Source organism: Geminocystis sp. (assembly GCF_041753295.1).
Lineage (GTDB): Bacteria > Cyanobacteriota > Cyanobacteriia > Cyanobacteriales > Cyanobacteriaceae > Geminocystis.
Genome location: NZ_JBGSUU010000105.1, coordinates 1 through 25,493, shown reverse-complemented (window position 1 = coordinate 25,493; position 25,493 = coordinate 1). Strand labels below are relative to the sequence as shown.

Below are 25,493 nucleotides of genomic sequence, written 5' to 3'. Positions count from 1 at the left end.
TATCCCTTGCGAATCTCAGAATAAATAACTGATTTACCATAAATATTAATTAACTATCTGGATAATGGCGTGATGAAAAAAAGAGCATTAAAAGATTGCATTCTCGGTGCTATTGATATTGGCACAAATTCGATACATATGGTAGTTGTAAAAATTAACGCTCAAATTCCTTCTTTCAGTATCATTGCTAAAGAGAAAGATACCGTTAGATTAGGCGATCGCAATATTGAAACAGGGAATCTTACAGAAGAAGCGATAAATCGTTCTTTAGCAGCCCTAAAACGTTGTAAACATTTAGCGCAGAGTTTAAAAGTTGATCAAATTATTGCAGTAGCAACAAGTGCCACAAGAGAAGCACCGAATGGGAAAGATTTTTTAAAACAAATAGAGACAGAATTAGGTATTGTGGTGGACTTAATTTCAGGACCTGAAGAAGCTCGAAGAATCTATCTAGGAGTGCTATCAGGCATGGATTTTGGCGGAAAAGTTCATGGTATGATTGATATTGGCGGAGGCTCAACAGAGATAATTTTAGGAGATAATCAAGAGGCAAGATTTTTAAGTAGTACAAAAATTGGTGCAGTTAGTCTTACAAGAGATTTTATTCATAGTGATCCCATCAGCAATCAAGAATATATTACTTTACAATGTTACGTTAGAGGAATATTAGAGCGCCCCGTAGAAGAATTTAAAAACGCCCTCAAATTAGGGGAAAAGCCTGTTTTAGTAGGCACATCAGGCACAGCAGAAACTTTAGCCTTAATCCATTCTTCGGAAAATCAAGGAGTAGCACCTTTAAAGTTAAATGGTTATCAAATATCAAGACAAGATATAGAAAAAATTTTACATAAATTAATTGGGATGAATTACGCCCAAAGGGCTAGTTTACCCGCAATGTCTGAACGTAGAGCCGAAATTATCATCTCAGGCACTCTAATCTTACTAGAAGCCATGAAAATGTTAGATATTTATTGTCTCACTATTTGTGAACGGGCTTTAAGAGAAGGAGTTATTGTTGACTGGATGTTGCAAAATGGCTACATTGAAGATCGTCTTGCCTTTCAAGGAGAAGTTCGCCCTCGTAATATTTATAAAATAGCTCATAAATATCAAGTGGACTTAAACCACGCTGATAAAATAGCCGATTTTGCCCTTAATATCTTTGACTCCATCAAAAATCAATTACATTTCTGGGGCGATTTAGAGCGAGAATACCTTTGGTCTGCTACTATTTTACATAATTCTGGTTTATATATTTCTCATAGCGCCCATCATAAACACTCTTATTATTTAATCCGCAACGCCGAGTTATTGGGATTTAGTGAAATCGAAATCGAGTTAATTGCTCAAATTGCTCGTTATCACCGTAAAAGTAAACCAAAGCGTAAACATGAAACCTATGCTAATTTATCGGATTCTCACCGTAAAATGATTAAACAATTAAGTGCTATTCTTAGATTAGCCATTGCCCTTGATCGTCGTCAAATTCGAGCTATTAAAACCTTAGAATGTAGATATGATCATGAATATAGACAACTTCATTTACATTTAACTCCTCGTCAACCTAATGATGATTGTGCTTTAGAATTATGGAATTTAGATTATAAAAAACCTATTTTTGAGCAAGAATATCAAGTTAAAGTTTTAACCACTTTACATAAATAATTATTCATTATTCACTATATACTATTAATTATGAATACAGAAATGTCTATAACTCCAGAAATTGCGATCGCCAATTTGAACCAAAAAAAAGACTTAGGATTAAGATATTATGCAGCGTGGTGGTTAGGAAAATTTCGAGTAAAAACAGCCATAGCCGTAGAAAGCCTGATAAAAGCCCTCAAAGATGAAGAAGATAGAGCACCTGATGGGGGCTTTCCTTTGCGTAGAAATGCGGCTAAAGCCCTAGGTAAACTAGATGATTTGAGGGCTGTTGAGCCTTTAATTCAATGTTTTGAGTGCGATGATTATTATGTCAGAGAATCCGCAGCCCAAGCCTTAGAAATGTTAGGGGATTCAAGAGCAATTCACCCTTTAATGACTCTTTTAGATAATGCCGTTAAAGAGGATAAATTAACGAATTATGCAGTAGAACAAGTCATCGGTAAACCTTATCTAAATCAGCCCTATGAAGCGATTATCGAGGCTTTAGGAACACTTTTCGCTAAAAATTCTATAAATCTAATTAAACCCTTTCTTGAGCATCCTACCCCAAAGATAGCTTATGCTGCCGCTAGGGCGATGTATCAATTAACCGATGATGATGTTTATGGAGAAATATTAGTAACTGCATTAAAAGGGAAAGAGTTACAACTAAGAAGATCTGCTTTGATGGATTTAGGTGCTATTGGTTATGTAAAATCAGGGGAAGCCATTGGTAAAGCCTATGCAGAAAATAGCTTAAAATTGATTGCCATGAAAGGATTATTAGAGTCTCAAGTCAAAAAAGATTCTACCGCCGAATTATCCCCAGATACCATTAAATTAATGGCAATAATGGATAGCCTTTTATAGTAATTAATGATTTTTTCTATCTCCTAAAAATTATGATTGAAGTTGAAAATTTAAGTAAAATTTACGGTGCGACTCAAGCCATTAAAGATATTTCTTTTTCCGTAGAAAAGGGTACTATTTTAGGATTTTTAGGGGCGAATGGTGCTGGTAAAACCACCACAATGCGTATTCTTAGCGGTTATATTCCAGCAACGACAGGAAAAGTCACCATAGCTGGTTTTGAAGTCCATAAAAACCCTATGGCAGTAAGAGAAAGAATTGGTTACTTACCTGAAAATCCTCCTCTTTATACGGATATGACAGTGAGAGAATATCTTAGTTTCGTGACAAAAATTAAAGGAATTTCGAGAACACAACGAGGAGAAAAAATCAAAAAGGCTTTACAATGTTGTCAGATAGAAGATCGAGCAGATACCATTATCAGAAAATTATCTAAAGGTTATCGTCAAAGAGTTGGTATCGCCCAAGCTATTGTTCATGATCCACCCGTGATAATATTAGATGAGCCTACCGTAGGTTTAGATCCTCGTCAAATTATCGAAGTTAGAAACCTTATTAAAAGTTTAGCAGGAGAAAGGACTGTTATTTTATCTACCCATATTTTACCCGAAGTAAGTATGACGTGTGATTTAGTTACAATTATCAGTAAAGGTATGGTTGTAACAACTGGGACTCCTGATGAACTTTTGCAACAAATGCAAGGCAACACCGGTTATGAAATAGAAGTGGAAGGAGATGTTAGTAATTTAGTTATCAAATTAGAGCAAATTTTAGGAGTTAAGACAGTCAATATAACAGAAATAAGTGAAAGAAAAAATCGTTTTTTGATTAATATTTCCCTTGATAAAAACTATGATATGGGAAAAGATATTGCCTCCACCATTGTTTATGAAGGCATTGGTATTTATGAGATGAAAAGAAGTCATCCTTCCCTTGAAGATGTCTTTTTACAACTTACGACAAACGAGAGTTTTACGGAATAATTTTGATAATTTTGACAAGATATGTTACTGTTAATTAACATATCCTATAATATAATTAAAAGTTGTTTTATTTATACATAAATATTATTAAATTATCACAAATTAGAAGTCTAATAAAGCATTTTCTTGATGAGTTAAAATAACACAGTCAGAAGTAACAAAAGTTCGACAAGTTAATAAAAATCCTGCTTCTTCTTCTTTAGGTTTTAAAAAAGTATGATCATGAATAATTGTACCTTCTAAAAGTTTAGCCGCACAAGTGACACAAATTCCAGCATTGCACGATAAAGGTAAATTAATTCCGTTAGCTATTGCTACATCACTAATATATTCATTTTCTTTGACTTTTAAAATTATTTTTTCTCCATCAGGTTTTATTAATGTCACTTGATGAGTTTTAATCGATAAAGGAGAATTTATCGTCATAGTAGCCATAATTTTTATTTTTTAAATTAATAAGTAAATTATTCATTATCACTAAATAATTTTTGATTTTTTTTACTTAACTTTCGTAATAGTTTTTTTTGGTTTTACTGCCGATATTTTTGATTTTTATGGTTAAATTGGTAAATGTTTTATAATTAGTACATGGACTTCTAATATTAAGTTTTGTAAAAATTTTAATTATTTTCTTGGTGATAATTGTTCGTATTGTATCGATTAAAACATTAATGCAAAAGATTATTGTTAAAAATCGTAAGAAATATTAATATTACAAAATATATCTATTAGGATTAATATCATTAACCCCTACAGATTCTTAATTAGGGGCAGATGAATAAGTCATAAAGCTATTAAAATCTAGGGTTTAGACGTATTACATTTAAAAAAAGTGCAGAGTTTTCACAGATTTTAGTCAAAAGTTGTCTCTTTTTCTGATAATTTTCCCTGAAACTATAGCGTAGTAAAAAAAAATCATAAAGTTAAGAATTAGACTAAACACTTTTATTTATAAGTATTTAACCTGATACCTGATACCTGATACCTGATACCTGATACCTGATACCCGATACCCGATACCCGATACCTGATACCTACCCTCACCACAATACTATGAGGCAAATCCTAATTAGTAAGAGCGATGGTCATAGCTTTAGCTGGTATGGTATTATAAACCTGGGTTAAATATTGCATTACTGCCTGAGAATCGTTAAGAGATAAAGGAATATTACCTAAGACATCAAGGATAGTTTTATTTTCCGTTGGTGGTACAATTACCACTAAAGAAGAATCTAAAGCCTCGTCATATTCCCAGAAGTTATCAATAGTTAAAGGTGCAGATATTTTGTTAACATTATTTTTACTCTTCGGAATTGACTTGATTTTGCCTAACATTTCAGGTTGTAAAGTTTTTCCTGATAGTTGATGACTACGACATATTCGCAACCCTTCTAAAATTTGCTCTTTACTTCTACCGCGCAATTGGAATATAATAAAAGGATCTTCACTAAAACGATCTGCTAATTGATAATAAACTGCACCAATATGTTTACAAGGATTGGCTTTATCAGGACAAGTACAACGAGATTTGACATCCGTTAAGTTAAAGGGAAATAAACTTAAACCGTTTTTGATGAAAACTTGCTCTATTTCTGAAGGCATTTCACCCACTAACAATTGTGCGGCTAAAATTGCCTTTTCTGCCATAGTAGTAATGACATATCCCCAATCTTCATCGGAAAAAGCATCTAATGCTAATGTTACCTTATAGGGTTTTTCTTCTGTGCCTTGCACTTCTGCAATTAATTGAGATTGTTTAAATTCGATGTTTAAGACATTACCTTCACGAGAGTAATTACGCGCCCTTTCTAGCCTTTTTTTGAAACGATAAGAATCTAATAATTCCAACCATTTTTCTACCCACCATTGTCTGTTAATCATATTGTTTAATTTTTAATTTTCTGAAGATAACATAATAAACGTAAATAATCTGTGATGTTTAAAGATTAATATACGCATTAAAGCATTTAGAAATAGTATATTTTAAAAGTAATAAAAATAACTAATAATCTTCCCCGCCTTTTGTCTTTTACCCTTTACTCTTTGCCCTTTGATAGAGTAAACATACAATTAATTTTGCTTACTTACTCAATTATTATAACCTTGATAAACTATTGAATTTCTGATGATGATATGTCAGGCAAATGATAGAATAAAATGACTAAAATTAGAATTAATTGTCAACCTTAGCTTTAAATATGAAATAAGTAATTGTTAATAACTCTTAATTCCTCATTTCTAATATCCCATTTCTAATTAAAATATGGTATTTGTTAAACGTGTAGAATTGTCTCGTTTTAAATCTTTTGGAGGTAATAATTCAGTTCCTTTTTTACCCGGATTTACTGTGATTTCAGGTCCAAATGGCTCAGGAAAATCTAATATTTTAGATGCTTTATTATTCTGTTTAGGTTTAGCAAGTTCAAAGGGAATGAGGGCGGAAAGACTACCAGATTTGATTAATAACAGTCAAAACGGTAATGGAAAAGTGATGGAGACAGTAGTTTCAGTTACCTTTGATTTAGAAAATTTAGAAGGTTTAAATAACAGTATAGTAGAAAAAAAAGAAGATATTAATATAATTCATCATTCAGAAAAAGAAGAATTTTATATAGATAATCAAAAAGAAAATAAATTAAATAATATTGAAAATAAAGAAGAAAAAAAGCTAAATTTAGAATCACTATCAGAATTAAAAGTAACAAGACGTTTAAGAGTAACAAAAGGAGGAAGTTATGCCTCGACATTTTATTTGAATGATAGTCCTTGTACAGCTAATGAGCTACATGAGCAATTAAATCGTCTGCGGATTTATCCTGAAGGTTACAACGTGGTTTTGCAAGGGGATGTTACTCGCATTATTACCATGAATACCAAGGAAAGACGAGGAATTATTGATGAATTAGCAGGAGTTGCAGAATTTGATCGCAAAATTGAGCAAACTAAGGCAACTTTAGATGGAGTAAAGGAAAGAGAGGAGAAATGCCATATTATCCAAGATGAATTAATCCAAAATAGTGCTAAGTTGAAGCAAGATTCCGAAAAAGCGGCAAAATATCAAAAAATTAAGCTACAAATTCAGGAAAAAAAACAGTGGGAAATAGTAATTAATTTTCGTTATTTAGAGCAACAGAAAAAAGAGATAGAAAAGCAGTTATTAGACTTAGAAATTCAGCAGAAAAGTAAGACAGAATTGTTAACTAAAATTCAAAGTAAAATTAATGATAATAAAATTGAGTTAGTCAAATTAAATCAAGAAGTTAAAGCATTAGGAGAAGAAGAACAAATTAATGTTGCTTCTCGTCTAGCTACTCAAAAGGCAAAACGACAACAATTACAGCAAACACTAGATGGATTAATAAAAAATGAGAAAGAGACAAAAATTAAAGAGGAAGAAATAACAAAAAAAATAAAAGACTATCAGCAACAATTAGAGAGTTTATCTGTAAAAATTGAGCAACTAGAAAACGAGAATATTCCGCAGTTAGAAAATAGTAAAATTTCTGTTAAAACTGAGTTAGATAACTATAAACAACAAGCTCAAGAAATAGCTTCTCAATCTCAAGCGTGGGTAGCAAAGCAAACAGAATTAAATCAAGAAATCGGCGTTATTCAAAAAGAGTTAAATCCCTTACTAACTCAACAAGCATTATTAACAGAAAGATGTCAACAATTGCAATTAACTATTAAAAATGAAAATGAGCAATTAAAGAAGTTAGATGAAGATATTATTAGTAAAGTTGACCAAGTTTCCCTTTTAATAGACGAAAATGGAGATTCAGAGGAGAATATTCAAACTTTAGCCGAAAAATTAGCAAAAATTGAAGCAGAAATTTCCTTAAACCAAGATACCATCAATCGCCTACAAATTGAGCAACGGGAAAAACAACGAAAGTTAGACAAATTAGAAGCAACCAAACAAGCACAACAAGAAGCCCAAGGCACTTATGCTAGTAAGATTATTCTTAACTCAGATTTACCCGGTGTATGTGGTTTAGTGGCACAATTAGGGGAAGTCAATCCTCTTTATCAATTGGCGTTAGAAATCTCGGCTGGTAGTCGTTTAGGCTTTATCGTGGTAGAAGATGATTCCATTGCGGCGATGGGTATTAAATTATTAAAGCAACAAAAGGCAGGAAGGGCGACTTTTTTACCGTTGAATAAGATACAGTCTCCCCGTTTAAATATTCCCAGAGAAATTTCTCAAGCAAAAGGTTTTATTGATTTAGCGACTAATTTAGTTAAGTTTGAGCCGAAATATCAAGGAATTTTTGCTTATGTTTTCGGAAATACTGTTATTTTTGAAGATTTAGACTCCGCACGAAGACTAACAGGGCAAGGGCGTATTGTTACTTTAGATGGAGAGTTATTAGAAACTTCTGGGGCGATGACAGGAGGAAGTGTGTCTCAACGTTCAAGCCTTAAATTTGGTAGGGTTTCATCAACGGAAAGTAAAGAGTTTCAGGAGTTAAATGACCGTATTAGAGAAATTGAAGACATAATAATCCAGCTTAGTTTGAAAATATCAGAAAAAAGAGACTTTGTCAAGCAGTGGTCAGAACAGTTAAATCAAGAAAGACAAAAAAGACAGAAAAAACAGTTAATGTTAGAGCAATGTCAGGAAGAAATTAGTCGTTTAGAAAAAGAAAAAGAAAAAATTATTGAGTCTAATGCTAATAACTATCAAGATTTAGTTAAAGGAAAACAAGAGTTAACTAAACTTGAGAAAAACTTGCCTTTATTACAAGAAAAATTAATAGAAAAACAAGGAGAATTAAAAGATTTAGAATCTAGCTATAATAATCAACAGTGGCAAAATTTACAGCAGATAATTAGTCAACAAGAATTGTTATTAGAAGGAAGACAATCAGCATTAAATGAAAGTAAGCAAAATTTACAAAGATTAATTAATCAAAAGGAAGATTTACAAATAAAAATTAAAGATAGTCAGGAAAATATTAATAGCTTATTGACTCAACAAAATCAAGTCAAAAAAGATAAATTTAAGTTAACTAATGAGTTAAAAACAATTGAGGAAGATATTAATAAGTATGAAAATATTTTTCAAGAATTAGCTCAAAAATTAGAGACAATTAAAGAAATAAGAAATAAACAAGAAAGTCAAATTAAAAAGTTAGAAAGTGAACAACAACAGTTACAATGGGCATTAGAAAAAATAGTTTTACTACACCAAGAATCTCAAACAAAATTATATGATCTAACTTTACAAATAGAAGAAATTAGCCAAGATTTACCTAATCCTTTACCTGAAATTCCTTGGTTAGTTAATAATAGTAAAAGTGGTGAAATTAATAATAAAATAACCTTCGATAGTTTACAAGATCAACTAGAGCAAATTAAACAAGAAATTCGTCAAGGAGAGAAAAAATTAGAAGCCCTTGAGCCTGTTAATATGTTAGCTTTAGAACAGTACAAAAAAAATCAGGAAAGACTAGAAGAATTGTCAGAAAAATTAACAACTTTAGTAAAAGAAAGAACAGAATTATTATTACGAGTAGAAAATTTTACTACTTTAAGATTAAGAGCATTTAAAGAATCTTTTACTGCTGTTAATGAAAACTTTAAAACAATTTTTGCAACTCTTTCTGAGGGGGATGGTTACTTAAAATTAGAGGACGAAAATAATCCTTTTAATGGTGGTTTAACTTTAGTTGCTCATCCTAAAGGAAAACCAGTACAAAGATTAAGTTCGATGTCGGGGGGAGAAAAATCTTTAACGGCTTTAAGTTTCATTTTCGCTTTACAAAGGTATCGCCCTTCTCCTTTTTATGCCTTTGATGAGGTAGATATGTTTTTAGATGGTGCGAATGTAGAAAAACTGTCAAAAATGATTCAACAACAGGCAAAATCTGCTCAATTTATTGTGGTAAGTTTAAGACGACCAATGATTGAGGCTTCTCAACGTACTATTGGAGTAACTCAAGCTAAAGGTGCTTATACTCAAGTATTGGGCATTAAGTTAACAATGGATAATTAGGAGTTGTTGAAAAAATATGAATGGAATAGGGAGGAGAAATACTTGTCAATCAAACTTTTAATCTTAATATTAATAATATTTACAAAAATAGTTTATGGACACAATGACATCAATAATGTTAAGTTTTTCAATAAAAATTCTTAAAACTATGTACTTTTTTGTTGATATATTATCTCTAAATTCTTAATTTTAATAAATTTCAGATTTTTTGCTAATTTATTTAATGATTTATAATTGATTAATGATAATTTTTTTCAAAATAGATAGATAATTAAAATAAAGGCTCTCCTACAGTAGTTATGACAAATTAATAGAAAATAATTAATGTAAACTTTAATCAGTATGGCTTTGAGAATTTTAAAAATGCAATTATTATACATTAACAGTTTGAATTTAACCTAATACCTGATACCTTTTTTTAGACATAATTTATCACGATGAGAAGTAGTAGAGCCAAAATAAACTTTATTTACAAGAGATTATTATTTAAAACTTATGGAAAAACTTAGCTTTATTTTCAAGATTAAAAAATATATTAATTACTTTTTTTTCTTAGGGATTTTTTTAATATCAGCAGGAATTGTTTTACTGCAAATAAACGGTAATTTATCTAATCTTGTTATCGGCATTATAAGCAGTGGAATAACAGTTATTATTTTCGGAATATGTATTTTTCTTTATAGTAATAAAGGTTTTTTGGGAAAAAGGGGAGTTGAAGCTGGTATAAATGCCATTATTTCTACTTCGGCGTTATTATTAATTTTAGGTTTAGTCAATTTTTTGGGATTAAAATATTCAGTAAAAATTGATTTAACGGAGAATAATCTTTACACTCTTTCTCCTCAATCTCAACAATTAATTAGTAATTTAAGTCAACCTTTAAAAGTTTATATTTTTGATAATCCACCTAATGATTTTGATCGCAAATTATTGCAAGATTATGAAAGACAAAACAATAAATTTCAATACCAATTTGTTAATCCTCAAGTGGATATTAATTTAGCTCAAAAATTTAATGTGACTCGTTTAGGTGATGTTTATTTAGAGTATGGAGATAAGCAACAATTAGCGCAAACTTTATCGCCTCAAAATCGTCTTTCAGAAATTAAATTAACCAATGCTATCGCTAAAATTCAACAAACGACGCAACCGATAATATATATTTTACAAGGTCATGGTGAATCGGCGATAGAAGAAGGACAAGTTAGTATTTCTCAAGCAGTAACAACCTTACGAGATAAAGGTTATACCGTTAATTTTCTCACCCTTGCTACTTCTCCTTTAATTCCACCCGATGCTAATGTTTTGATAATCAGTAATCCCGAAAAAGAATTATTAGAAGGGGAGATAAAAATTATTCAAAAATACTTAGATGATGGCGGTGGTTTATTGGTGATGTATAACGCCGGAAGTAATGTTAATCTTGAGCAAGTATTGAGAAAATGGGGAATAAAATTCGACGACAGATTAGTAGTTGATGCTTCAGGTACAGGAGAAGTGTTCGGATTAGGTCCTTCTATTACTATAATTGTTGATTATGGTGCTCATCCTATAACTCAAAATTTTGGTAATGGTATGAGTTTGTTTCCTTGGGCAAGACCAATCATAACCGAAACTGTAACCGATGTCACGGCAACACCTTTTTTGATTACCAATAGTCAATCATGGGGTGAAAGAAATCCCGAAGGAGAAAATGTAGAATTAGATCCTACAGTAGATTTACAAGGCCCGTTAAATATTGGAGTAGCATTAACTAAGAAAAATCTTGTAAAAAGTATTTCTAAGAGTCAAGAGAATAGTTCAAATACAAAAAATGACTTAAAAATCAAAAATAACGAAAACCTAACCTTAAAAGAAGAATCTGTAAAAAAAGTTAACCCTGATAATAATTTGCCTTTGCCACCAAAGATGAAAACTCCATCAGAGGAAAAAACCAATAGTGAAACATTATCAAACCCTCAATCTTCACAAACTAGAATGGTAGTAATCGGTAATGCTAACTTTGCTACGGATGGTTGGTTTCAACAACAGCTAAACAGTGATTTATTTATCAATACGGTAGGATGGTTAGCTAATGAGAAAGATTCGACTTTATCTATTAGCCCAAAAGAGGCAACTAATCGTAGAATCAATTTAACTACTTTTCAAGCTGGTTTAATTGGTTGGTTAGCTTTATTTATCATCCCAGCATTAGCTTTTACTGTTTCTATGGTTACATGGTGGCAAAGAAGCCGTTAAGAAAATAATTCCTAAAGATTTTAACAGAGTTTATTAATTGACTGTCGTTGATACTCTGCTAATAAAAAGGCGGTAGCGATGGCTACATTTAATGATTCAACGTTATTAACTAAAGGAATTTTAACATTTTCCGTGGCTAAAATGGCTAATTCTGGTGATAAACCTTGGCTTTCATTGCCTAAAAGTAAGATAGTAGGTTTAGTAAAATCAATTTGCCAATGGGTTTTTTTTCCTTGGAGAGAGGTTGCAATAATTTGATAGCCTTGAGATTGATATTTTTTAACTACAGAAATAAGATCATTTTCTACTTTTGCTTGAATTTTAAACCATTCTCCCACGGATGAGCGCATCACTTTAGGATTATCTAAATCCACACTATCACTACTTAACCAGAGAAAATCAACATCGGTAGCAACTGAAGTACGAATAATTGTGCCTAAGTTACCCGGATCTTGAATGCGATGACAAATTAACCCTAAACGTAGATTTTCAGGAGGTTGTGCTTGTCGAGAATTACGATAAGCGGTGGCGATAATACCATCTGGATTGACGGTGGTAGCTATATGTTTCATCAATTCAGGGGAAACGGTTTCGATTCTTTCTCCTTGATTTTGTAATGTTTGCCAAAGGGAATCGTTTTTTTCCTGCCATAATGGGGTTGATAATATTGTTACCAAAGGATAATTAACTTGACTGGCAACTTCTAATAAATTTGTACCTTCTAATAAGTGTAAATTTTGGCGATGTCTTTCTTGAGTTTTCTGTAATTTTCTGACTTCTTTTATGAGGGGATTTTGCAAACTGGTTAACATAATTTAGGAGATAGGAGATAGAAAGGAAACGGGGAGTTAGATAAATTTTAAATCTATTTTTAGTATTTTTCAGGGTATCAATTATAGCCATTTTGAAGTAAAAAATCTAAACTAATATCTTGTGATAAAGGAGTTTTTTCTACACGATGACGGATTAATTTATCAACATATTTACCTAAGATATCGCTTTCTAAATTTACCCAATCTCCTGACTGAAGTTGTGATAAATTAGTTTGCGCGTAGGTATGAGGAATAACTGCAACATTAAACCAATTACCATCTATATCACAATCGGCGATAGTTAAACTAATGCCATTAACGGCAATACTAGCTTTAGAAACAATATAAGGAGAAATATAATTTTGCCACTCAGTTTTTAATTGCGAAGGCGCAGTAAATGTCATTTCCCAAGATTGTTGACAATTTACCGATTCAACTAAACATCCTATACCATCTACATGACCTGTAACAAAATGTCCGCCAATTTTACTCCCTACTCGTAAAGAAGTTTCAAGATTAACGTTTTTCTGTTTCTGAATATTTTTCTCTAAAGTTGTGCGTTGTAAGGTTTCTGGAGAAGCCGTAGCGATAAAACTTTCTTGTAAAATTTTTTCTACTGTCAAACAAATTCCATCGACGGCAACGCTATCACCTATGGCTAAATCTTGACAAATTAGATTTTCTCGATTTTTCTCGATGTCAATGATAAATAAATTATTACCCTTGGCTTTTATTTTTCCTTTTCCTTGGATTAATCCAGTAAACATATTTTTTATAATTATAGAATTTACCCATTGACAAAAATCCTTAAATACCAGTATGACTTTTCCAACATTATAAGGTCATATTTAGAACTATTTTTTATGATTACCAAATATTCTATAGTTATTACTAATTACCTCAAATAACGATATTTCGTTATTGCACATTATTGATAATTTGTAAAGCGCGTAACTTCTAAATTACTATCTGATGTTACGCAAAAATAGCAGGTAAGGTTTGACAGTAGTCTTTTGCCCCAAGCTGATTTTATGAGTATTTTTTTTTGAATGAAAAATACAGCGTGAGGCAATAGAGCCGAAATACCTAAAAATTAGAAATTTAAAGCTGTTAATTAAAAAAAGCTGGGCTTATGACGAATTAACCCCAAAAATTCCTCTCTAGTTTTATTCTCTTCTTGAAACGCTCCTATCATAGCACTGGTGACAGTCCATGAACCCGGTTTTTGTACTCCGCGCATTGCCATACACATATGAGTTGCTTCCATTACTACTGCAACCCCTTGAGGATCGAGAATAGTTTGGATTGCTTCGGCAATTTGGCGGGTAAGGCGTTCTTGTACCTGCAATCTTCGAGAATACATTTCAACAATACGAGCTAATTTACTTAAGCCGACTACTTTTTGATTGGGAATATAGGCAACGTGAGCTCTACCCATAAAAGGTAACATATGATGTTCACAGAGACTGAAAAAGTCAATATCTCTAACTAATACCATCTCGTTATGACCTTCGTCAAAAATAGCACCATTAACAAGTTTTTCCAACGATTGACTATAACCTTGAGTTAAAAACTGCATGGCTTCTGCTACCCTTTTTGGAGTTTTAAGTAATCCTTCTCGTTCTGGATCTTCCCCTACAGATTTCAACATGATAGTTACAGAATCCATCATTTGTTGTTTGTTTACTTCTTCTGGAGAAAGATTTATATTTACGACTTGTCCATTATGAGTATTTCGATCAGGACGAGTAGCAATATTATTATATACATCAGTGCTAACAGTCGCAGAAATATCAGGATTAGTCTTATTAGAATTAGAACTATTGGAAAAGTCTGTCATAGTTAATAAGCAAATTAGTTTAATGGTGTGATTTAGAAATGGGATTTTTGTTACAGATCATCAAAACAAACAAAACTCTATCTTATTAAGATGTTTGAGGGTTTTATCCAGCAAAAACACCGCCACAAAACAAGTTCATTCTGTGGTTTTGAATGAAATTTGAGATTATAGAGATCCAATACTATGAGTTATGGTTAATTGTTCGATAACCGCTTCTTGGGGAAGCAATACGGCTTGTAAAATAACTTCGGCTACGGTTTCAGGTTTGAGCATTGCAGATTTTTGAAAGTCTGCTTGTACTGTTTCAGTTTCCCAGATGGGTGTGTTAACTGCACCGGGTGAAATAGTGGTAACTCTAATACCGTTGCTTCTTTCTTCTAAAGCTAAACATTGACTGAAGGTAACTAAAGCAGCTTTACTCACTGCATAAGTTCCCCATTCAGGAAAATAATTATTAGCGGCGATGGATGCCACGTTGATAATTGTGCCTTGACTTTGTTTTCTCATGTGCGGTAATACCCCCATCACGCACTCAAAAACGCTTGTCAAGTTAAGATTTAATACTTTTTGCCAATCTGTTAAGGGAGTTTCTCTCAGAAGGTTTGTGTAACCCATTCCTGCATTATTCACAAGAATATCCACTCCTCCTAATTCTTTCACAATGGCTTCTATATTCGCTCTGATGTTAGATAATTCTCCTAAATCAAGAGAAACTATTTTCACCTTTACTCCATATTCCGAAACTATTTTTGCCACTTCTTCTAATTTTTCTTGCGATCGCCCCATTAAACATAAGTTAATGGCTGATTTTGCAAAGGCCATGGCGGTGGCTTTACCAATTCCACTACTAGCTCCAGTAATGATAGCTGTTCGTTGATTTGGGGAATATTCCATGATAAATATTGCTTTCCTTTTTAAAATTAGTAAACTAGATTGAATTTAAACTTTAACTAGCTTCTATTAATAGAGTATCAGGTTAGTAGTTTCTCATAATGTGAAGTTTTGTAACAAAAATCACCCCTATTATTATAACACTAATAGACATTGAGTAATTAGTAATAAATAATTATCGGCGACGACGACTACCAAAACCGCTACTTCTTCTGGAGGTTGTAGGGCGAGTGCGACTAGATTTATTACTACCAAAACTATTGCTACTAGGTTGTTTTACTTTACTTGATGTACCGTTAGTTTTGAGATTACTTGTACCTACTCCTGATCCTGTTCCTTTGGTACTATTAGTATTAACTCGATTAATGCTATTACCTGAACTATTTTTAATTGTGCCTGTAGTGCGGAAAGATTGACGATTTTTTTCTACTTGAGGAATAGTATTATTATTAGTACGATAGCTCTGTACCGCTTGATCATAACTATTACCATAACCTCCAAAACCTGTTAAATTACCACCAGAGCGAAATGTTGGCGGAACATAATACTGAGGTCTAAATAACATACTACCCAATGCTTGTCCAGCTAATGCACCAGCAAAAGGACTCCAAAAACTTGATTGTTGTCTAACAACAACGGTTTCTTGTTTGCCTGTGTTGGAGTTAGTAACGGTTTCCGTTTCGTTATGGACATATTCTATACGAAAATCCTCTGTAAGGTGCATTATCGCTTCGTTACCATTGATTTCTACAAAGGTTTGTTGCCCGTTTTTAATTTCTTCATCGGTTAACCTCGCCATTTGTAGATTAGTGGTGCGAAAAGTTGGATTACTTCCAGAGGGAGTATTTAATAACATGAGGATATATTCACCGTCAACATCGTTAAAGGTGGCTTGTTGTACAGGATATTTCCCACTAGCAATGTTATTTTTAGGGACGTTTGTATTATTAGTAAAAGTGGTAGGATTATTGGTGTTTACGCTATTGGATGAACCACAAGCGACAGTACTAAAACTTAGAATTATGGTTAAAAAAATGGCTATAACTGGCTTAAACATTCTTTTTATGGGTAACTTTTATAATGGAATTAACTCAGGAAAATTGATAATTATTTGATCAGATGTTAACCTTTCTCCTAATCTAGCAGGGGAAAAATGGATGGCGATCGCTCGATAGTTTTGCTTGTAATTAAGATTAATCAGAGCTTTCAAAGCATCGGTTAAGGCTTCCATATCGGCTAAATCAGTTTCAAGTTCTGATAGTTCACCTTCAAAGGCTACAATAATCATAACAATTATATTGTCAGTAACAGGTAGTGATAAAGGGGTATTTTCCGCAACTTCTTCCTCCTCGAAATCTGGTTGACTGAGATAACGTTGCCCTGAATCAGTAAATAATTCTGTCACGAAATCTCCAGCATCAGCTTCATTCCAAAATACATCACCTTCATTGGAGGCACTTTGCCAATAAGTTTTATACTGCAAAATTCCTTCACAAGTATTAACTAAACATTCCCCCATTACCTCCATATCTCCATCGGTATCTACTGCCATTCGAGCATTTTGATTTAATATTCCTAACAGGGGTGCAACTTCATTGCCTTGTAAATGAATAAAAATTCGAGAAACTACATACCGTGTTTTGCCTACAAATTGATTAAAGCGATCAGTTATACTCATAATAATTGGTAATTGATAATTGATAATTTTTATCTTTATTATTTACGGACTAATAAAATAGGACAATTTGCATTTACTCGAATATAATCAGATAAAGAAGTACCTAATAAACGATCTAAATCAACTAGGTTTTTGGCAATAGAAGGACGACGATCAGGAGAACCTAATAATAACAAATCAATGTTTTTATCTTCTACTAATCGACAAATTTGTTTACCCGGTCTGCCACCAGTTACGATACATTTAGTATTAATACCAAAACGTTTTGCTTTAGAAGCAGCTGGAGCTAAAATAGGATTATGTTCCATTTCCGTGGTAGATAGCTCTAAATCTATCTTCATATCAGGGTTAACCCGCACTAAGTATAATTCTGCTTCACGATAATCTTTGAGCATATACAATGCCAATTCTAAAGCATAATCTGCGGACTCTGATTTGTCTAAAGCTAACATTACTCGTTTAATTTTGCGCACATAAATGTCATCATTTACTAACAACATTGGGCGATCGCTTAATTGAAATACATATTGACTGACGGAATTTTCGAGAAAGGCTTCTAAACCTTTTAAACCTCTTGAGCCCATTAAAATTAAATCAGTATCAGTCTGTTGAGCAACTTGACAAACAATATCTTTAGGATCGCCTTGCTTTAGGATAGTAGAAACTTTGACAGGATCAATATTAACTTTTGTAACAATATCCGAAAGGATTTTTCCGCCTTCTTCCCATTTTTGAGCTAAAGTATCGGCAGAAGACTGTGGTGGTATTACATGAAGAACCGTAATTTCACTGTGTTGAAAAGCAGGAATATCTAATAAAACCTTAAGCATTTCTTGAGTGTGACCAGTGCCAGAATCAGCATATAAAATTTTATCTAACATAATTTTACAATCATTTTTTAATAAAGGCTTTATCTATAAAATACAGCGATTTGCGTCCTCTATATTTAACATTTTGTAACGATTATTTCTCGAATTGATCGAAAAATTGTTGCTCAAAATCAATTAAATGATTATCATAGTTATGAATAAGCTACTACGTTGGTGACTGCCAATCAAGTTTTTTGATCTATACTTGATTTATAAGGAAACTAACAGAGTTCTAGTAGCAGTAAACCGAGCTTTTGTACTCGGAAACGAACACAGAAACGTTGGTATCCCCCTGGTTTTCCAGGTCATAAACTGAGGTAAAACGGCGTAGTGGTTTTATTTAATTAATTAGTAATAAAAAAAATAAATTTTTGTAATATAGCTTAATATTTAAGAGTTTTAAGTGTTTTTAACTTCAAAAAGATAATCAAATAAATTTTAATTTTTTCCATATTTCATTGGTTTTGACTCTTCAATTTTTCCTAAATAATTAATGGTTTTAGAAGCAGTAAAAGTAAAGAATCTCACAGAAAAAGAATTAGATCAAGTATTAGAATTAGATAGTCTTTGCTTCGGCGGATTATGGAGTTTAGACGGTTATAAAAGAGAAATTGCAAGTCCAAATAGTTGTTTATTAACACTAACAATAAATATTAAAGAAAGTGAAAAAGTGATTGGTTTAGGTTGTTTTTGGTCAATTCTTGAGGAAGCTCATTTAACTATTTTAGCTATTCATCCAGATTTTCAAGGAAAAAGTTTAGGTAAATTGTTATTAACTAAATTGTTAGAAAAAGCAGAAAAAAAAGGCTTAGAAAGGGCTACTTTAGAAGTAGGAGAAAATAATAAAAAGGCTTTAAATTTATATAAACAATTTGGTTTTGTTGAGGCTGGAAGAAGAAAAAAATATTATAAAAAAACTGATGAAGATGCTTTAATACTTTGGAAAAAATTTATTTAATATTATTATTGCTCAGAATTTTTTTACTATTATATCTTATGCAATTAATTAATTATAACTATGACATATTTAAGTATAAATAATTAAAAGAAAACTCTTAAGTATTAAGATAATTAGGAAAAATGGTCATTTTTTGAGGGGAAAAAATTTTAAAAAATACCAAAATATACTGATTGTTTAATAAAAAAAAGACATTATGATCTTATATATAGGCAAAGTTGCTAAACAAAGAAGGTGATACCATGAAAGCAGAACTTATACTAGAAGAAAAACTAGAAAAACCTTGGTGGAATCGTCCTTTATTAGGAGAAAAAACACTAATAGATTATCTTTTTAGTGAGTATATTAAATTAGAAATACCTCCAGAAATTTTGTCTGTTTATAATTATGCCTTAGAAAAATCAGATAATATTACCTTGACATTAAAAGCACTATTAAACGATAAATTTAGTAATAAAGGTTTTTTGATTTATGCAAGAATAGAAGGATACTTAAATAAATATTGTCAACATAAAAAACACTATTTTATAGTAGGAAAAGAACTTTTTAAAACCTTATTAGATAACTTAGATATTCTCAATAAATTAACAGATATAGAAGCAGAATATAATAATGGAGTTTTTTTAGAATTTTATCAATTTGCTTTAGAATTAATCCAAAAATATCCTAATAAATTAATTTTTCAAGAAAAACTTAAAAAAGCAAAAGAATATTTCACGATACAATTAAATGAAGAACAAGAAAAAAAAGTTATAGGAGTTTATATTAAATATTTATTATTATTATCTGAAGTTGATAATTTAGCCAACTATTTTTATTTAGTTAAAATTAATCAACTTACTAATTGGGAGTTATTAAAAAAGATTAAAACTTTTATTGAGGAAAATCAACAATCAAATATTGAAGAATTAAAACCGTTTATTTTATTAGTAAAAAACGATGAAGATTGGTTTACAAAAATTGCCACTAAAATTATTAAAATAAAGAAAGAAGATACTGAAGATTCATTAATCATTGCTAATATTTTACAATATATTGCTTTAAGTTATAAATATGAAGTAATTTATCCACAATTTCAATTATTTTTAAATTATTTAAGTAAATGGGAAAAAGTATATTATTATATTATTTCTTTAAGAGATAAATATGGAAGTAAAAAATATAATTATCCTCCTAACTTTAAAGTAAAAATTTCAGGTTTTGATATTTATAAGAGTTATTACGACTATTTAGATTCTAGTTATTTTATGAAGCAAAAACATTAAATTAATTATCTCAAAGATTTTCACTTACAGTTTTGTTATATGATGATTGAGAGAAAAATGAAGAAAGAAATAAAATAATAGAATATGAAAATAGTTGTTACTGGTGGTAGGGGTTTTTTAGGCAGACACCTTTTACCACAGTTAAAAATACAATATCCTCAAGGTGAAATTATCGGTTTATCTTCCCAAGATTATGACTTAATGAATCCTGTGGAAGTGATAAAAATGTTTGAAGACTTACACCCAGAAATATTAATTCATTTAGCCGCTTATTCAGGGGGAATTGGTGCAAATCGAACATTTCCAGCAGATTTTTATTATCGCAACACCATTTTAACAGCCTTAGTATTTGAACAGGCAGCGAAATTTAACGTCAAAAAAATGATTTATACTATGGGAGGATGTAGCTATCCTGCCACAGCAACATCACCTATTGATGAATCTCAAATGTGGCAAGGTTATCCTCAATTAGAAAGTGCAGGTTATTCCAGTGCAAAAAAAATGGGAATTGTCGCTTCACAGTCTTATCGCACTCAATATGGTTTAAATTCAGTGGTATTAATTCCGGGTAATTTATATGGTGAATATGATAATTTTCGTAACAATGAATCTCATGTTGTACCTGCTTTAATTAGACGTTTTTATGAAGCGAAATTAAATAATTTAGAAGAAGTCATAATGTGGGGAAGTGGTGCAGCTAAACGAGATTTTGTTTATGCTGAAGACGTGGCAAAAGTTATCCCTTATTTTATTGATAATTATAACTCAAGTGAACCGATAAATATTTCTTCAGGTACAACTACACCTATTAAAGAATTAGCAGAATTAGTGAAAGAAACTACTAACTTTGAAGGAAAACTAAGTTGGGATACATCTAAACCAGATGGGCAAATGGTAAAAATTTTTGATGTTACTAAATTAAATTCTTTAGGTTTATCCTGTGACACTAATTTAAAAGACGGCTTAGAAAAAACTTTTGCTTGGTTAAGTACAAATTATGAAAATAAAACCGATGGAATTCGACTCTAACTTTAAAATTATTATACTTGGTGGAGAGGGCTTTGTTGGCTCGGCTTATACTCGTTATTGTCAAAAAAATAACCTTGATTATGTAGTAATAAATCGAGCTAATTATAAAGATAATATTGGTAGAAAATGTGACTTATTAATTAACGCCAACGGCAACTCTAAAAAATTTTTAGCAAAAGATAATCCTTTACTAGAATTTGATGCTTCTGTACGTTCTGTGCGACAATCTTTAATAGATTTTCCTACTAAAAAGTATATCTTTTTGTCATCTTGTGATGTTTACCCTAATTATTCCAATCCTGAATTAACTAAAGAAGATGGACTTATTGACATTTCAACCCAAAGCCCCTATGGTTTTCATAAGTACTTAGCTGAACAATGTGTGCGTCATAGTCATTCAGACTGGTTAATTTTCCGTATGGGTGGTTTTGTCGGTGAAGGGATGAAGAAAAATGCTATTTTTGACATTCTTAAAGGAGAAAAACTATGGTTACATCCTGAAAGTCAATTGCAATATATTCACACTGATGTAGCGACAAAAATGGTGATGAATATTATTAAACAAGGTTATACTCAAAACATTTTCAATCTTTGCGGTAACGGTTTAATAAAGTTACAGGAAATTATTGACTTAACCAAGAGAAACATTGAGGTAAATTTAGAAATTCCTCCTGTTTATTATGAAGTCTCTATCGATAAAATTCAGTCAGTGGTGAATATTCCTTCTACCCGTGAAACCGTTATCAATTTTGTAAATAGTTTCAATCTTGAATAGATATTATTTATAGTTTAAAGACTCAAGATACTTTATACATAATGGAGGTTATATTCATTTTGAGAAGTAATTATTCACCTTAACTAATAGTTATTCATCTTAGGAAAAATAATTCTTAATTTGTTGATTTTGGTTTAGGATTATTCTGGTTATTTTCATTATCTTCACCGCAACAATCCATTGGTTTATTATTATTTATCATCTCCTGATTTTTACATTTTTTGGTATTTTCACCCATCATCATTTCATGATTATTTCCCATCATTTGATGATTTTCGTGATTCATCATTTCATGATTATTTCCCATCATTTGATGATTTTCATTATTGACACATTTTCCTTGATTTTCTGTGGTTTCTTTTTTAGTTTCTGTGGTTTGACTAAACGCAGAATTAGCTTGTAATCCTAAATTTAATCCTACACCACTAACTAATAGAAGAATTAATGATATTTTTTTTAGATTTTTCATAACTTTATTCTCTTTTATTTCTTTTAATAACTTGATCTTAACAACCAATTATGAAATTATGATGAAATAACTTTTTTAGGATTTTTTAGGATTAAAAATCAATAATTATCATTAAGATAAGCTAGTAAAATCTAATACTTTTTATAACTATTAAATACTTTAATTTGCTGATTATTAAAAGCAACCACATCAAAAGGTTGTTTTATTTTATCAGATTCCATGCCCGGGCTACCAATGGGCATTTGTGCTACTGCTAACCCTTTCATGTTAGGCTTTTTGGTTAAAAAACGTTTAATATCATCGGCTGGAATATGCCCTTCCATTACATAACCATCAATAATAGCAGTATGACAAGAAGCTAATTGAGAGGGTAAGCTATTTTTTTGTTTGATAGCCTCAACGTTGTCAGTTTTGATGTCTGTTACTTCAAAACCATGTTTTTTCATGTGTGCAATCCATTGTTTACAACAACCACAAGAAGGGCTATTATAAACTGTGATTTTTTTATTACCATTATATTTTACTATCTCTTTATCCCATACACTAAGGGTTATTGATTTATTTTCATGATTTTCGTGGGTTTGGTGGGCATAAATTGGAGTATTAATATTAAAAGCAATACTACCAATAATGGCAACGGTGACAATACCAGTTAAGGATTGAATAATTTTTGTTTTTATCATGGTGGTTTCTCCTTTTATTTTCTTTTTTTTTCTATTACTATTTATCTTGACAAAAGAATATGAAATTATGATGAAATGATATTTTATTCTCTGTTTTTCATAACAATTTTTTCTATTATTTAGGTAAATAAACAGTAAAAATACTACCTTTATTGACACTACTTTCTAATTCTATTCTTCCATTATGATATAAAGCGATGGCCTGTGCAATAGCTAACCCTAAACCTGAACCACCTTTGTCTCTATTTCGAGCTTTATTCACTCTATAAAAACGATTAAAAATGAGGGTTTTGTCTTCTTCACTAATACCTATTCCTGTATCAATAACTTTGATAATTACTTCTTTTTTCTCGACTTCTAAAGATATAATAACTTTGCCATTTTCATGATTATTTTCCATAGCATTAATGACTAAATTTGTTAATAATCTATAAATTTGCTCTTCATTACCTTTGATTAAAAGATTTTCTTTAACTTTAATTTTTTGGATAAACTCAATGTTATTTTTTAAAGCTAAAAAAGATAATTCTTCAACTAAATCATTAACTAAATCAACCAAATTAATATCAGTTTTAACAGGAATATAACTATTTTCTGTGATTGAATCGAGACGACTTAAAATCAATAAATCACTAACTAAATTAATTAATCTTTGGTTTTGTCGATTAATAGTTATTAATGTTTCTTTACTATCTGTTAAAGGTAATTCTTTTATCATCATGATAGAATCAAGAGTTGCTTTTATGGCTGCTAAAGGAGTACGCAATTCATGGGCAACATCAGAGCTAAATTGTTGTATTTGTTGATAGGATTTATATACTGGTTGCATCGCTTTTTTTGCTAAATACCAACTAGCAATTATCACTAAAGTAATTAATAATGGTAAACCTAATAATAAAAACCATTTAATATTATTGACATAATGATCAAAATCTTCTAAACTTCTTCCTATTTGTAAATAACCCCATTGTTTATTATCTTTAGTATGTAAAAGTAAAGAAATTTGACGGTAACGAATATTATTTTTATCTTTTAAATTAATTAATTCTTCTTGTTGATTAATGATAGATAAACCTTCAATTTCTATCCCCGCTTTTCCTAATAAATTTCCTGACAAATCGAAAAACTGAAAGTAATATTTACCCTGTTGGATAAATTTAGTTATATATTTACTCTGATGATAAATTTGCTCACATTTTTGATTAACTAAACATAAATCTGGTAAAATTTCTGTGACGGTATTTTCTAGTTTATTTGGTTTAATTAATAAAGATTTAAGGGTATCATGAAAAGTACCAGATACTGCTTTTAATTCCTGATTTATAGTAACATAATGAGCATGAGCAATAGCTTCATAAACTCCTAATGCACCTAAACTAATAATACCAGTAAAAATACTAGCATACCAACAAGTTAATGAGAATTGAGTTTGAGTAAAAATACGATTATTTTTCACAGAATTATTACTAATAATCAAAAAAGTCTTTGCTTATAGAAACGAGAATAAAATAATCAATAATTAATTATCAAGTTTTAAACGATAACCTAATCCATAAACTGTTTCAATTAAGTCTCCATATCCATATTGATTAAGTTTCTTTCTTAAGAGACGAATTTGAGCGGCAACTACATTACTAATAGTATCAGATCCAATTTCCCATAGTTGATCTAAAAGTTGATCTTTTGTTAAAATTTGTTGAGGATGACGCATAAAAAATTCTAACAGATGAAACTCTTTATTCGTTAAGGGAATTATCTCTTTTTTTCCTATTTTTAAGTCCACTTGAATAGTATTAGTTTGATAATCTAAAATTAAATTTTTTACCTTTAATTGTTGTGGTTTAATTTCTTGATTTCTTCTTAATAATGCTCTAATTCTTGCAAATAATTCTAACATTTCAAAAGGTTTAATTAAATAGTCATCTGCACCAGCATCTAACCCCATAATTTTATCCATCATAGTATCTTTTGCCGTTAACATTAATACGGGTAAAGAATTTTTTTGTTGTCGAATTATTTTTAACAATTCAATACCGGATAACTCTGGCAATAACCAATCAAAGATACCAATGTTATAAGTAATATTTGGACTTTCTAATAAATATAATCCTTCTTGTCCTGATGTTACCCAATCTACCACATAATTTTGCCCTAAAAGCGATCGCTTAATAGCAATACCTAAATCTTCTTCATCTTCCATGAGCAATATTCGCATATAATTAGACTATTTATCAAGAATTAATAATATCATTAATTTTAATTAATAGCTTTAATTATAAAGGAAAATAAATTATCTTCACTAACTTTATAAAATTTATTTATTAATATGACTTAGAAATTTTAGCTATCGGTACTTAAACAAAAATTATGCCCAAACAAAGCCCAAACTTGCTTTATAATTAGTAAATACCTCAATATTATCTTTTAACCATTGAAAAAAGCGAAAAGATATGGCGGTGCGAAACGCTTCTAAGGCTTCACCAAAAGT

22 protein-coding genes and 1 other RNA gene are annotated in these 25,493 nt (G+C 30.8%); 10 read left to right on the top strand and 13 right to left on the bottom strand.

Going from position 1 to position 25,493, the window contains the following annotated elements; all coding sequences use genetic code 11:
* Nucleotides 1–72 precede the first annotated feature (72 nt).
* From ACEW8E_RS12155 to ACEW8E_RS12145, 3 genes are read left to right on the top strand one after another with little or no spacing between them, the layout of a single operon-like run.
* Nucleotides 73–1,665: a Ppx/GppA phosphatase family protein gene (locus ACEW8E_RS12155; protein ID WP_373480669.1), complete on the top strand. Its 1,593-nt coding sequence runs from the start codon at nt 73–75 to the stop codon at nt 1,663–1,665.
* A gap of 30 nt (nt 1,666–1,695) precedes the next feature.
* Nucleotides 1,696–2,517 carry a HEAT repeat domain-containing protein gene (locus ACEW8E_RS12150; protein WP_373480611.1) on the top strand — a complete coding sequence of 274 codons (822 nt, stop codon included), beginning with the start codon at nt 1,696–1,698 and terminating at the stop codon, nt 2,515–2,517.
* A 32-nt stretch (nt 2,518–2,549) separates the two neighbouring features.
* A complete protein-coding gene (locus tag ACEW8E_RS12145) occupies nt 2,550–3,500 on the top strand; it encodes an ATP-binding cassette domain-containing protein (protein WP_373480610.1) in 951 nt (316 codons plus the stop codon).
* Nucleotides 3,501–3,602: 102 nt separating this feature from the next.
* On the opposite strand, the gene ACEW8E_RS12140 is transcribed toward ACEW8E_RS12145, so the two are convergent.
* Both ACEW8E_RS12140 and ACEW8E_RS12135 read right to left on the bottom strand, forming a co-directional pair.
* Nucleotides 3,603–3,935, bottom strand: a complete 333-nt coding sequence (locus ACEW8E_RS12140; protein WP_373480609.1) for a 2Fe-2S iron-sulfur cluster-binding protein — start codon at nt 3,933–3,935, stop codon at nt 3,603–3,605.
* A gap of 630 nt (nt 3,936–4,565) precedes the next feature.
* Entirely contained in the window at nt 4,566–5,381 is an 816-nt protein-coding gene (locus ACEW8E_RS12135) for an SWIM zinc finger family protein (RefSeq protein WP_373480608.1), read from the bottom strand.
* A 382-nt stretch (nt 5,382–5,763) separates the two neighbouring features.
* On the opposite strand from ACEW8E_RS12135, the gene smc reads away from it, so the two are divergent.
* Complete coding sequence (gene smc, locus ACEW8E_RS12130; RefSeq protein WP_373480607.1) at nt 5,764–9,498, top strand: chromosome segregation protein SMC; 3,735 nt, start codon at nt 5,764–5,766, stop codon at nt 9,496–9,498.
* A 495-nt stretch (nt 9,499–9,993) separates the two neighbouring features.
* Complete coding sequence (locus tag ACEW8E_RS12125; RefSeq protein WP_373480606.1) at nt 9,994–11,736, top strand: GldG family protein; 1,743 nt, start codon at nt 9,994–9,996, stop codon at nt 11,734–11,736.
* A gap of 20 nt (nt 11,737–11,756) precedes the next feature.
* Here ACEW8E_RS12125 and ACEW8E_RS12120 read toward each other — a convergent pair whose 3' ends face one another.
* The 7 genes from ACEW8E_RS12120 to ACEW8E_RS12090 form a co-directional block, all read right to left on the bottom strand.
* Nucleotides 11,757–12,548, bottom strand: coding sequence for a TrmH family RNA methyltransferase (locus ACEW8E_RS12120; protein ID WP_373480605.1), 792 nt, complete (start codon nt 12,546–12,548; stop codon nt 11,757–11,759).
* A gap of 77 nt (nt 12,549–12,625) precedes the next feature.
* Nucleotides 12,626–13,315, bottom strand: coding sequence for a riboflavin synthase (locus tag ACEW8E_RS12115; protein ID WP_373480604.1), 690 nt, complete (start codon nt 13,313–13,315; stop codon nt 12,626–12,628).
* Nucleotides 13,316–13,662: 347 nt separating this feature from the next.
* The gene (gene folE / locus ACEW8E_RS12110; protein WP_373480603.1) at nt 13,663–14,388 is read right to left on the bottom strand and encodes a GTP cyclohydrolase I FolE; all 726 of its coding nucleotides are present in this window, start codon (nt 14,386–14,388) and stop codon (nt 13,663–13,665) included.
* A 165-nt stretch (nt 14,389–14,553) separates the two neighbouring features.
* The gene (locus ACEW8E_RS12105; protein ID WP_373480602.1) at nt 14,554–15,282 is read right to left on the bottom strand and encodes an SDR family oxidoreductase; all 729 of its coding nucleotides are present in this window, start codon (nt 15,280–15,282) and stop codon (nt 14,554–14,556) included.
* 172 nt (nt 15,283–15,454) lie between these two features.
* Nucleotides 15,455–16,336: a hypothetical protein gene (locus tag ACEW8E_RS12100; protein WP_373480601.1), complete on the bottom strand. Its 882-nt coding sequence runs from the start codon at nt 16,334–16,336 to the stop codon at nt 15,455–15,457.
* Nucleotides 16,337–16,354: 18 nt separating this feature from the next.
* On the bottom strand, nt 16,355–16,960 hold the full coding sequence (locus ACEW8E_RS12095) for a DUF1517 domain-containing protein (protein ID WP_373480668.1): 606 nt from the start codon (nt 16,958–16,960) through the stop codon (nt 16,355–16,357).
* 35 nt (nt 16,961–16,995) lie between these two features.
* Nucleotides 16,996–17,838 carry a universal stress protein gene (locus ACEW8E_RS12090; protein WP_373480600.1) on the bottom strand — a complete coding sequence of 281 codons (843 nt, stop codon included), beginning with the start codon at nt 17,836–17,838 and terminating at the stop codon, nt 16,996–16,998.
* A 145-nt stretch (nt 17,839–17,983) separates the two neighbouring features.
* On the opposite strand from ACEW8E_RS12090, the gene ssrS reads away from it, so the two are divergent.
* The 5 genes from ssrS (at nt 17,984) to ACEW8E_RS12065 (ending at nt 21,853) form a co-directional block, all read left to right on the top strand.
* Nucleotides 17,984–18,167, top strand: a non-coding RNA gene (gene ssrS, locus ACEW8E_RS12085) — 6S RNA.
* Between the two features lie 152 nt (nt 18,168–18,319).
* On the top strand, nt 18,320–18,784 hold the full coding sequence (gene rimI / locus ACEW8E_RS12080) for a ribosomal protein S18-alanine N-acetyltransferase (RefSeq protein WP_373480599.1): 465 nt from the start codon (nt 18,320–18,322) through the stop codon (nt 18,782–18,784).
* Between the two features lie 242 nt (nt 18,785–19,026).
* On the top strand, nt 19,027–20,049 hold the full coding sequence (locus ACEW8E_RS12075; RefSeq protein WP_373480598.1) for a hypothetical protein: 1,023 nt from the start codon (nt 19,027–19,029) through the stop codon (nt 20,047–20,049).
* Between the two features lie 84 nt (nt 20,050–20,133).
* Nucleotides 20,134–21,078 carry an NAD-dependent epimerase/dehydratase family protein gene (locus ACEW8E_RS12070; protein ID WP_373480597.1) on the top strand — a complete coding sequence of 315 codons (945 nt, stop codon included), beginning with the start codon at nt 20,134–20,136 and terminating at the stop codon, nt 21,076–21,078.
* Nucleotides 21,062–21,853: an NAD-dependent epimerase/dehydratase family protein gene (locus ACEW8E_RS12065; protein ID WP_373480596.1), complete on the top strand. Its 792-nt coding sequence runs from the start codon at nt 21,062–21,064 to the stop codon at nt 21,851–21,853. Before ACEW8E_RS12070 ends, ACEW8E_RS12065 begins: the two co-directional genes overlap by 17 nt.
* Nucleotides 21,854–21,968: 115 nt before the next feature.
* Here the strand turns inward: ACEW8E_RS12065 and ACEW8E_RS12060 are convergent, their stop codons facing one another.
* The 4 genes from ACEW8E_RS12060 to rppA form a co-directional block, all read right to left on the bottom strand.
* The gene (locus ACEW8E_RS12060) at nt 21,969–22,322 is read right to left on the bottom strand and encodes a hypothetical protein (protein WP_373480595.1); all 354 of its coding nucleotides are present in this window, start codon (nt 22,320–22,322) and stop codon (nt 21,969–21,971) included.
* Nucleotides 22,323–22,453: 131 nt separating this feature from the next.
* On the bottom strand, nt 22,454–23,005 hold the full coding sequence (locus ACEW8E_RS12055; protein ID WP_373480594.1) for a DUF411 domain-containing protein: 552 nt from the start codon (nt 23,003–23,005) through the stop codon (nt 22,454–22,456).
* A 115-nt stretch (nt 23,006–23,120) separates the two neighbouring features.
* Nucleotides 23,121–24,461 (bottom strand): two-component system sensor histidine kinase RppB, encoded by a 1,341-nt coding sequence (gene rppB / locus ACEW8E_RS12050; RefSeq protein ID WP_373480593.1) that lies wholly within the window; start codon nt 24,459–24,461, stop codon nt 23,121–23,123.
* Nucleotides 24,462–24,524: 63 nt separating this feature from the next.
* Nucleotides 24,525–25,220 (bottom strand): two-component system response regulator RppA, encoded by a 696-nt coding sequence (gene rppA / locus ACEW8E_RS12045; RefSeq protein WP_373480592.1) that lies wholly within the window; start codon nt 25,218–25,220, stop codon nt 24,525–24,527.
* Nucleotides 25,221–25,493: the final 273 nt, after the last annotated feature.